Origin of the sequence: Flaviflexus sp., from assembly GCF_041440645.1 — a bacterium.
GTDB lineage: Bacteria > Actinomycetota > Actinomycetes > Actinomycetales > Actinomycetaceae > Flaviflexus.
Genome location: NZ_JASDVN010000042.1, coordinates 65,957 through 75,708 on the forward strand (window position 1 = coordinate 65,957; position 9,752 = coordinate 75,708).

General features: G+C 61.8%; 8 protein-coding genes. 5 read left to right on the forward strand and 3 right to left on the reverse strand.

What is annotated here, in order from left to right; translation table 11 throughout:
• Positions 1-48: 48 nt before the first annotated feature.
• The 3 genes from QMB98_RS05900 to mtrA are packed head-to-tail and all read right to left on the reverse strand — an operon-like array spanning position 49 to position 4,018.
• Entirely contained in the window at positions 49-1,710 is a 1,662-nt protein-coding gene (locus tag QMB98_RS05900; protein ID WP_371684752.1) for an LpqB family beta-propeller domain-containing protein, read from the reverse strand.
• Complete coding sequence (mtrB, locus tag QMB98_RS05905; RefSeq protein WP_371684753.1) at positions 1,707-3,341, reverse strand: MtrAB system histidine kinase MtrB; 1,635 nt, start codon at positions 3,339-3,341, stop codon at positions 1,707-1,709. Before mtrB ends, QMB98_RS05900 begins: the two co-directional genes overlap by 4 nt.
• Positions 3,338-4,018, reverse strand: coding sequence for an MtrAB system response regulator MtrA (mtrA, locus tag QMB98_RS05910; protein ID WP_371684754.1), 681 nt, complete (start codon positions 4,016-4,018; stop codon positions 3,338-3,340). The genes mtrB and mtrA overlap by 4 nt, the downstream gene beginning before the upstream one ends.
• Positions 4,019-4,345: 327 nt before the next feature.
• Here mtrA and QMB98_RS05915 point away from each other — a divergent pair, with 327 nt between their 5' ends.
• From QMB98_RS05915 to QMB98_RS05935, 5 genes are read left to right on the forward strand one after another with little or no spacing between them, the layout of a single operon-like run.
• On the forward strand, positions 4,346-5,587 hold the full coding sequence (locus QMB98_RS05915) for a glycerophosphoryl diester phosphodiesterase membrane domain-containing protein (protein WP_371684755.1): 1,242 nt from the start codon (positions 4,346-4,348) through the stop codon (positions 5,585-5,587).
• 17 nt (positions 5,588-5,604) lie between these two features.
• The gene (locus QMB98_RS05920; RefSeq protein ID WP_371684756.1) at positions 5,605-6,228 is read left to right on the forward strand and encodes a DUF4129 domain-containing protein; all 624 of its coding nucleotides are present in this window, start codon (positions 5,605-5,607) and stop codon (positions 6,226-6,228) included.
• Positions 6,186-7,334: a DUF4350 domain-containing protein gene (locus QMB98_RS05925; RefSeq protein WP_371684757.1), complete on the forward strand. Its 1,149-nt coding sequence runs from the start codon at positions 6,186-6,188 to the stop codon at positions 7,332-7,334. The genes QMB98_RS05920 and QMB98_RS05925 overlap by 43 nt, the downstream gene beginning before the upstream one ends.
• Positions 7,335-7,359: 25 nt before the next feature.
• The gene (locus tag QMB98_RS05930; RefSeq protein WP_371684761.1) at positions 7,360-8,331 is read left to right on the forward strand and encodes an AAA family ATPase; all 972 of its coding nucleotides are present in this window, start codon (positions 7,360-7,362) and stop codon (positions 8,329-8,331) included.
• Positions 8,331-9,614 (forward strand): DUF58 domain-containing protein, encoded by a 1,284-nt coding sequence (locus QMB98_RS05935; RefSeq protein ID WP_371684758.1) that lies wholly within the window; start codon positions 8,331-8,333, stop codon positions 9,612-9,614. The genes QMB98_RS05930 and QMB98_RS05935 overlap by 1 nt, the downstream gene beginning before the upstream one ends.
• Positions 9,615-9,752: the final 138 nt, after the last annotated feature.

The window sequence follows — 9,752 nt, forward strand, 5'->3', positions numbered from 1 at the left end:
AGTATTCGCCGCGCTCTCCATGCCTATCTTGTGCCTGTGGATGGGTACTCAACCCGCCAGCGCCGGGTCGCTTCCGTCCGTGAGGAGCAACTTCCAACCACCACCGGAGCGTTCAAGGATCTGACCGTTCTCGGTGGCAACGATGATGGAGTCCTCTCCGTTGCCGGCGGTGATATGGGTGGCTCCGTTAGCCTCGGTGATTGTGTGGATCGGGCCGCCGATTGGGATGGAGTAGATGGCGGGGCTGTTGCTACCCGTCAGAGTGGCGAGCGCCGCGACCGTGGTCTCGTCAATCCACGCAACATCAGTCACGCTGTCAATCGTCGACCCCAGTTCGAAGGGTTCTCCTAGCGAAATCGGACGCCCCTCGCCGTCGCGAACGATCGCGACCGCGGTCAGGTAGGTGGTTGTCTCGGTCTGCCACACGATCACAGCGCGAGCTCCCTCGCGGGAGACATGGATGGAGTCGATGAGGCCGTCCTCGAGCCACGGAACAGAGATGTCGATGGTTTCACCTTCGGGGTCTGCGACCGTGATGGTGCCGCCACCATTCGAGCGCCCCGACCACACCCAGTCGTAGATGTCGACGGAGGGTGGGATGAGTTCGGGACCCTCGTATAGGGTTCGGGATGCTGTTCCGTCGTTGGGGAGGGTGACGAGCCGGTTCCCGGAGATGCCAACCATGAGCGGATCCTCCCCATAGCCCATTGCGAGGGAATGGAGATTCTCGGGAGTGCTCGCCATGTTCAGACCAACGGAGGTGCCATCCCGAAAGAGCGACGGCTGACCTGCCACGAGCACAAGAGTGCGCGAGTCCGTGAACGGATACGTCGAGGGTGCGGAACCACTGGAGATCTGCCAGGGAGCGCCATCAATAGTCAGCTCAACATCCTGCACGTTGGAGAGCATCGTCAGTGTCTCCTCCACCTGCGCCTCGAACAGGATCCTCTGATAACCGGTGACGGATAGCGCTTCCTCGCTGAGTGAGACCGTTGCGAGACCGTTGTCAATGGAGATGCCTCGAGTGCCGATTGTCGTGTTCGGCGGGATCGCGGTGTGGACAGCGCTGGCAAGCCACGGAGCGGGTCCAGCAAACAGTTCAATCGCTGCCGAGGTCGCGTACGTGTTGCGCGGGAACCAACGAATGTCGGCAACAAGGTAACGCGAATCGGAGGTGAGGAAGTAAAGTTCCGACTTGGCGTACTGGGAATCGAAGAGGGTGGCAGAGATGAGCAGACCATCCTCGAGGTCGATGATGCGCCATTCACCATCGGAGTTACGTGCGAGCGAAAAGTCGGTCGTGATGACAGCATCACGGCTCGATGACGTGAAGCGACCATCCTCGTCCAAGGAGCCCTCGCTACCGAGGCTGAGTCGCACGCCCTGAGTCTCGGTCCGAGTCGTCACGGGAACCCGGGAGTCCGAGTAGATCCTCACTTCAGTAAGGGGACGCCAGTTGGCGGAGGCCTCCTGCGAAAGGAACTGACGGGCCACGGCAAAGTCGTTGGATGGGCCCGCACCGGACGCCGTGAGGAAGCCTTGAACGATCTCCTCGGGAGTCGCGCCCTCACTGGGGCCGTTCGCGTGCAGACCAACGTTCCGAGTCGCATCCGATGGGGCGCGGGTTGCGTGGACCGGACCTTCCGATGGGAGCGCTGTACAGGCGGCGAGCATGGAGACCGCGGCGAGCAAAGCCCAGAGCTTTTTCACGTTTCCTCCTCCACAAACTCCAGCACATCGAAATCTACCTGAACATCGAGAGGCGACACGTAGGGGCTACCCGGTTCGCGGGGCAGAATGAGGAGGAAGCTGGATCCCTCTCCCAGTACACCCCACACCCGGATCTCGCCGCCGTGCAGGTTCGCATCCTCGCGGGCAATGGTCAGGCCAAGGCCGGTACCTCCCGCCTTTCGAACGCGAGCCGCGTCAGCACGCCAGAAGCGATCAAACACGTGGTCGACCTGGTCCTGGCTCATGCCCACACCGTTGTCGACGACGCGCACCGCCACAGCGGTTTCGTTTCCGACGACGTCGACACGGACATTGCCGCCCTCGGCGTGCTCAATGGCGTTGACGAGGAGGTTGCGTACGATTCGTTCGACGCGCCTGTGCTCGACATCGGCGTAGGTATCGCCGCGCGAGTAGACGAGTACATCCACGCCATCCTCCGCGGCAAGCGGTGCCGCCATCTCCACCACGTTCTGAACGAGGTCGGACATGTCGGCACTCTCGTTGTTGAGCGCCATCGCGCCAGCATCGAATCTCGAGATCTCGAGAAGGTCGGCCAGCATGGCATCAAGGTTGACAAGCTGGCGCTGCAGGAGCTCCGCGGAACGCTGCAACGAGGAGGGCAGTTCCTCCCTCTTGTCGTAGATCAGTTGCCCCGCCATGCGGATCGTCGTGACCGGGGACCGGAGCTCGTGTGACACGGCCGAGACGAAGTCTTGCTGGACCTTCGACAGCTTCTGCAGGCGGGTGAACTGTTCATCCAGGGAGGAGGCCATCTGGTTGAAGGAGCTGGCGAGCTGAGCGAGCTCATCGTCCCCCCGAACGTCCATGCGGACCTCGAAGGCACCATCGGCAATGCGCCTCGCATTCCGGGAGGCCTCCTTGATGGGCCCAAGCACCATGCGCACGAGAACGATTGCCATGAGTACGAGGAGAATAATGAGGATGCCGGCGGCAGCAACCTGGACCGTGGTCACGAGGTTGAGGAGCTGCTGCTCCGACTCCATCGAGAACACCGAGTACAACTCGTAGTTGCCGGTACCCGGGATCGTGATGGAAACACCGATGACGATGCCGGGGTGGGTCTGCCCATTACTACCGGGGATTTCCACCGACTGCCAGTGCAGTGCCTCCGAACTCGAGGTCTGCGCCCGGAGATCGTCGGAGACAAGGTCACGGATCGAGGAAGGACCCGTCACCGGCTCAAGGATTTGCAGTCCGCTCGAATCCTGATTATCGGACCGCATGAGCATGACGCCGGTAATGGAGGAGGACGGATCGTAGAGTCCGTTGACGATCTGGTTTGCCAGCAGCTGCACTTCGCCGGGGTTGGAACCAATGGTTGCGGAGAAGCTCTGCTGCGCGGCCCGAGCATCGTTACCGAATTCCTCAACGATCGAATCGACCCTGTTTTCGAATACCTGGTTGCGGATTTGCCACAGGGAAATGCCAAACGTCAAGGCAACCGACACGGTGACGAGGGACAGCAGAATGGCGATGACTCGGACTTGGAGACGCTGACGAAAGTAGCGAGAGACCTCAGCAATTTTGTCGGCGATCAGCCTGCCCCGAGAGCGACCCGCCGACTCCCCTTCAGAAGCCTGAGAGGTCACTCCTGTGCCGCACCCGCCCGGTATCCAACGCCGCGCACGGTGACAACAACCTCGGGATTATCCTGGTCTTTCTCCACCTTGGCGCGCAGGCGCTGGACATGGACGTTGACGAGTCGAGTATCGGCGCTGTGCCGGTAACCCCACACAAGTTCCAGCAGTTCCTCACGGGAGAACACCTGGCGCGGCTTCCTCGCGAGCGCAACCAGCAGGTCAAACTCGAGGGGCGTGAGCGGCAGCGTCTCATCCCCGCGCTTGACCGTGTGGCCGGTGATGTCGATGGTCAGGTCAGCGACCTTCAGGATCTCGGGTTCGAGCTCCTGGCGACGCAGGCGTGCCTTGATGCGGGCCATGAGAACCTGGTTCTCAAACGGCTTCGTCACGTAGTCATCGGCTCCGGCCTCGAGGCCAGCAATGACATCAACGGAGTCCGTGAGCGCACTCATCATGATGATGGGGATGTCGGTTTCTTCCCGCAGAACCTTGCAGACCTCCACGCCGTTCATGCCGGGAAGCATGACGTCGAGAAGCACCAGATCGGGACGCTCCGCACGATAGAGCGGAAGGACGGACTGACCGTCAGCACAGACGGTGACGTCGTAGCCTTCTGATTCAAGAAGGATTGCGACCATTTCCGAGATCGACGGATCATCATCGACGACAAGTATGCGGGACTTCATAAGAGTAGTTTCCCATGAATGAGCAGAAAATGCCCGGAGCACTCGCGACATTGAACAACCAACCATAGGCGAGTTGACAGTATTCACATTTAGTCTTGACCGACCCATCAGGATTTGAGCCGTCACCACCGTCTGCTTCCCGGTATCAATCTCCGCGAGACTCTCCCGCCACCGCGACCGTGAACGACCGGTGAACCGCCCAGATGCGAAGCGTGACCAAAGGTCTGCTCTCTCGATGGGGATCGGTTCCCAAAATGGATATGTATGTTGGCCTGCCGGTTTGCTGTGCCAAGATGTGATGGAGATATCCAACGATTGGAGCACGGCATGACGAATGACAATGGTCGTTGGCGACCCGAAGGCGAAAACGAACACAGCAACGACAACGAGTCCCAGGGTTCCAACGAGGACAAGGGCTTCGTTGACCGCTGGGAAGCATCCCAGGGAGGCCAGGGCGATCAGTCAGATTCGGACCGCTCCGTTCTGCGTAATCCTTATCAGGGCGACCAGCCGAGCCAGGACGGCCAGCAGGGCCCCTACGGACAGCAGGATCAGCGCCCCTTCGGATACTTCCAGGATTCTGGACCTTCGTACTCTTCATACTCTTCGAACCCAGGTTCGTCGAACAACTATTCCGAGTACGGCCAGTTTGGTGACGCATCCGGGGACTACGTGGGTCCTCGTAGCCCCTACACGGGCAGCAACGGATCTCCCTTCCCCCTGCACCCGCTTACCCCGATGGAGCAGATCGATGCGGCCATTCGCCTCATCCGATTCAACCCCGCTGTTCTCATTGTGCTTCCGCTCCTCGTCTACTTGGTCGTCGGTCTGATCTCGATCGGCATCAGCTACGCTGCGGGTGACGCTGCCGTGATCACGGTCGACCAACTGACGGGAGACTTCAACGATCTACCCACCGGTTTCATCGTGTCGTTGCTGCTCGCCAGCCTCGTGTCCTTCTTTGCCGGCCTCCTCATCTACACGACCTCGATTAACGCGTCGATGAGTGCTGTCTATGGCCGAAAGATTTCGATCGGTCGCGCAATCAGCATGTCCGTGGGTGATGCTGGCAGGCTTGGGCTTGCCTACCTCGTGTACGCGCTAGCGTTCCTGGCGTTGACGGCTCTTCTCGGTTTTGGCATCCTTCCGCTGTTTGCCGGTCTCGGGGACGGCTTCTTTGCCGTCGTCATGATCGCGCTCATCATCGGCGGCATCTACCTCGCCATTCGATTCGTGTGCGTTGTGCCCGTTCTCGTTGCCGAACAGCGCGGACCCATCAACTCGATCTCGCGTTCCCTTCAACTCACGCGCGGACGCGCGGGCTCCATCTTCGTGACGTTCCTTGTCACTCTTGTCCTCATGATCGTCATGTCGATCGTCATCTCCATCGTGATGTCACTCGTCGCCGCACTGTTTGCCACCCTCGGTGAAGCCATCGCCATCTCCTCGATCACCTCCGCCATCGCTACCGCGTTCATGGCAGCCATCGTGCAGGCGGTCTCGAACGTCATCTACATCAACCTGCGCATGGAGCGTGAGGACTTCCACCACCAGGTGAGAAACTCCTAGGGGTCAACTTTAGCGTCATGACGGTCCTTACTCTCCTTGCCACTCAGTTCCTTCATCCCGATGGTGATGAGGCACGCGAGTGGGCCATCGAGGAGCTCAGCAAGGACCGTTATCGCCAGACCGGCACCAGCCTTCTCGACCGGATCGGGATATGGATCGCGGAGCAACTCGAGAAGTTCAACTTCAATGTCGACGTGGGAACGACCTCTCTTGGCTCCATCACCGTTATTTTGGTGACGATCCTCGTGGTCGGTTTCGTTATCTTCTACGGTCGGCTCCGACCGGGATCGAAGAAACAGCAGTTCGGTCCGGTCCAGATTCTCGACGACACACGTGAGCTTCCCGCGCTCCTCAAGGACGCTCGCGCAGCCCACCAGGCCGGGCACTACGCGGCCGCCTGCGCGGACTACTACCGTGCCTGCATCCGCGTTCTCGACCGCGAGGGCGTCATTATCGCCACCCCGGGCATGACGGCCCGGGAGGCAGCCGATCAGGGAAACGCAACCACGGGGCTTCCGCTCCACCCTGCGGCCGCAATCTTTGATTCCGTTGTCTACGGTGGCGGATCGGCCTCCGCCGAGGACGCGGCCATGGTGTCGTGGCTTTACGAGCAGTGCTCCTCGAAGCTGGTGCGCGCATGAGCCTCGATACGAAGTTCAGTGAACCCGTCAAGACACGCAGGCCCTGGCAGGGCATCCTCTTCGTTATCCTCGCTATCATCACGGTCATTGCCCTCGCGCTCTCGATCTCCTCCCTCTCGAGCCGCTACAACACGGAAGAAATGCATCCGAGTTCCGTTGCCCCAGACGGGGCGGGTGCCCTCGCCAGCATCCTGCGCGACCGCGGGGTGACCGTGGACCTCGTGCACAGCGCCGACGATGCCTTGGCCGGGGCGGGCACGATCCTCATCTGGGACCCACGAGGCAACTTGACCTTCCAGGAACGCCAGGAACTCATCGATTCGGGCCGCAATCTCGTCGTGGTATCGGCCGATGGTTGGGACGGGAACGAGTGGCTCCCGACCAGCTTTGTCGACGCAACCTACGCGACCACCAACACTTCCCGCCCCGAATGCGCCGTCGGCTGGGTGTCGGACCTCGATGCCATCGAGCGCGTCTCGAGAGGCGTCGACTATGCCGGTTGCTTCCCCGTGGGCGATGGTTTCCATCTCGTCGAAGCAGACAACGTCGTCTACTTCGCCTCCCCCGAGCTCTTCCAGAACGAGTACCTGGACCGATCCCATAACGCCGCGGTCAGCATCCGCGCCACGGGTCAGTCCGACCACCTCATGTGGCTCATGCCGGTGCGGCAGGATGCGTCGATGGAGGTTCTGCCGTCGGTTCCTCCCGCCCTCACCGGCGCCCTCATTGGCTTCGGCCTGGTCGCCCTCTGGTACGGCCTGTTTGTCAGGCGCCCCTCCGGCCCCCTGATCCCAGAGAAACTACCCGTCCTCGTCCCATCAGCGGAGGCCGCCCGCGGCAGAGCGAAGCTCTACGAGCGCGGCGGGAACTCGGCTCACGCTGGAGCCGCTCTGCGTGCCGGCACCATTCATACGGTTTCGGGCAGGCTCGGACTGCCCACGAACGACACCCCCGAAACAGTTGTCAACCAGCTCGCCGATGCGAGCGGATGGGACAGGGCGGCCATAGCCGACCTCTTCTACGGTCCCTCCCCCAGCAACGAACGCGAACTGACTGATCTTGCTCACCGTCTCGACCTCTTCACCAAGGAGCTCCACCATGACTAGCCCCTCGTTCCAGCCGCCCCTCACGATGCCCACATTGGGCCCGGGTGCAAGCGATTCGCAACGGACCTTCGCACAGATCGCCGGTGAGGTCCGCAAGGCAGTCGTCGGCCAAGAGTCCGTGCTTGCCGGCCTGCTCGTTGGCCTGCTGTCGGATGGGCATGTGCTCCTCGAAGGCGTTCCCGGCACCGCAAAAACCCTGCTCGTGCGGGCCCTCGCTGCGAGCCTCTCGCTCAATAACAAGAGGGTCCAGTTCACCCCGGATCTCATGCCCGGTGACCTCACGGGGTCACTCATCTACAAGTCCTCCACGGGTGAGTTCAGCTTCCGCCCCGGCCCCGTGTTCACGGAACTGCTACTGGCGGACGAGATCAACAGGACCCCACCGAAAACCCAGGCGGCACTGTTGGAGGCCATGGCGGAGCACAAGGTGACGATCGATGGTAATTCGAAGGAGCTCCCTAACCCCTTCATGGTGATCGCCACCCAGAACCCGGTCGAGTACGAGGGAACGTACCCGCTTCCCGAGGCGCAGTTGGACCGTTTCCTCCTGAAGATCAACGTGCCCCTGCCCAAAAGGGACGCTGAGCTCGAGGTGCTGGTGAGGCACGCGGGATCCTTCAATCCGAACGATCTCTCCACCGCGAACATCAACCCGGTTGCTGGTGGCCAGCAGATCCTCGCGGCACGCGAGGAAGTCAGGCGCGTCGAGGTTCATCCCGCCATCCAGGCCTACATCGTCGACCTCGTGCGGGCGACGCGATCGGCTCCCTCCGTCGAGATTGGCGTGTCACCCCGTGGTGCCACGGCGCTACTCCGCACCGCGCAGTCGTGGGCGTGGCTCTCGGGCAGGGACTACTGCACCCCCGATGGCGTCAAGACCCTTGCCGTTCAGGCGCTGACCCACCGCATTAGCCTGCGCCCCGAGGCGGAACTGGACGGACTGACGTCGGAGCGCCTCATCAGCAACGTCCTCACCCAGGTCCCGGTGCCCAGGTAATGTTCTTCACCCGCCGTTCGCTCTACCTCACGCTCCTCGCAATCCCCGCAGGACTGTTCGGGGAGGGACCCCTGTGGCCGCTACTCGTCATTGGCGGGGTGGCTGTGCTGTGTGGGCTGGATTGGGTGATTGCGCCGCGGCCCCGGAACCTGACGATCGCTCGCCCCGATGTGAAGCTGCGTCTCGGCACTGTCGCTGACCTGACCCTGGAGATCACGAACTCGGGGTCCCGCCGCATCAAGGGCTCCGTGCGAAACGGTTGGCCACCATCTGTCAGCGTCGCCCCCTCAACGGTTGCGATCGATCTCGCTCCCGGACGGCGTACCACGGCCACCTCCGTCATCTCCCCAACCAGGAGAGGAAAGATCTCGGCCGGTCCACTCACGATCCGCTCCCTCGGCGTTCTTGGGCTTGCTGGTCGGCAGCAGTCCCGCGAGGACGACGCAACGCTGACCGTCATGCCGGCGTTCACGGCACGCCGGTTCCTGCCAAGTCGGATCAACCGGTTGAAGGAGATGGAGGGGCGGAGCCTGCTCCTCGTCTCCGGCGAGGGTACCGAGTTCGATTCTCTACGCGAGTACGTACGAGGCGACGATGTTCGCTCCATCGATTGGCGCTCCACGGCCCGCCGCGGTGAGACACTCGTGAAGTCATGGCGTCCCGAACGCGACCGCAGGATCATTTCCGTTCTCGACTGCGGACGCTCTTCCGCCATCCGCATCGGCGATGAACCACGGATCGATTCCTCCATTGAAACAACGCTTCTTCTCGCTGCCCTATCGGAGCGCTCCGGCGACCGCCTCCACGTCCTCGCCCACGACGATGCCCTCAAGGTCCGCATCGATCCGTCCCGCCGTTCCAACATGCATCAGGTAGCCCAGGCACTCGCCGACGTTCAACCGACCCTGACACAAACGGACTGGAAGGCCGTAGCCGCCCAGGTCCGCCAAACGGTCTCCACGAGGGCCCTCGTGGTCATCACGACCGCCCTCGACTCCGGAGTTGTCCCGGGCGGCCTGCTGGAGGCCATTCCCCTCATGAAGCGACACACGATCATCATCGCGGTCGCAACCGACCCTACCCTCGTGACCATGACTGAAACGGACGGTAGCGCCGCGAGCACGTTCGAGGCCGCGGCCGCACATCGCACCATCCTTGAGGAGAAGGCTCTCGCCGATCATGTTGCTCGCCTCGGAGCCACTGTCGTCTTCGCATCGCCCGAGAACCTCCCAGCCAAGGTCGCGGACACCTACCTGGATCTCAAGGAAGCCGGCAGACTCTAGGTTTGCTGCCGCCAGTTAACCGCGGCAGGGTAGCCACGATCACATTCAGTCACGGTCAGTTAGTCACGGTCGGTTAGTTACGACCTGTTATGTCTCAGGACATAGGTGACAGTTCTGTATCAGGACATGGGTGACGTT

Bases quoted from the DNA above. Each gene is read 5' to 3' on its own strand.
- mtrA (WP_371684754.1), bottom strand. From the start codon at position 4,018: ATGAAGTCCCGCATACTTGTCGTCGATGATGATCCGTCGATCTCGGAA.
- QMB98_RS05915 (WP_371684755.1), top strand. From the start codon at position 4,346: ATGACGAATGACAATGGTCGTTGGCGACCCGAAGGCGAAAACGAACAC.
- QMB98_RS05920 (WP_371684756.1), top strand. From the start codon at position 5,605: ATGACGGTCCTTACTCTCCTTGCCACTCAGTTCCTTCATCCCGATGGT.
- QMB98_RS05930 (WP_371684761.1), top strand. From the start codon at position 7,360: ATGCCCACATTGGGCCCGGGTGCAAGCGATTCGCAACGGACCTTCGCA.
- QMB98_RS05935 (WP_371684758.1), top strand. From the start codon at position 8,331: ATGTTCTTCACCCGCCGTTCGCTCTACCTCACGCTCCTCGCAATCCCC.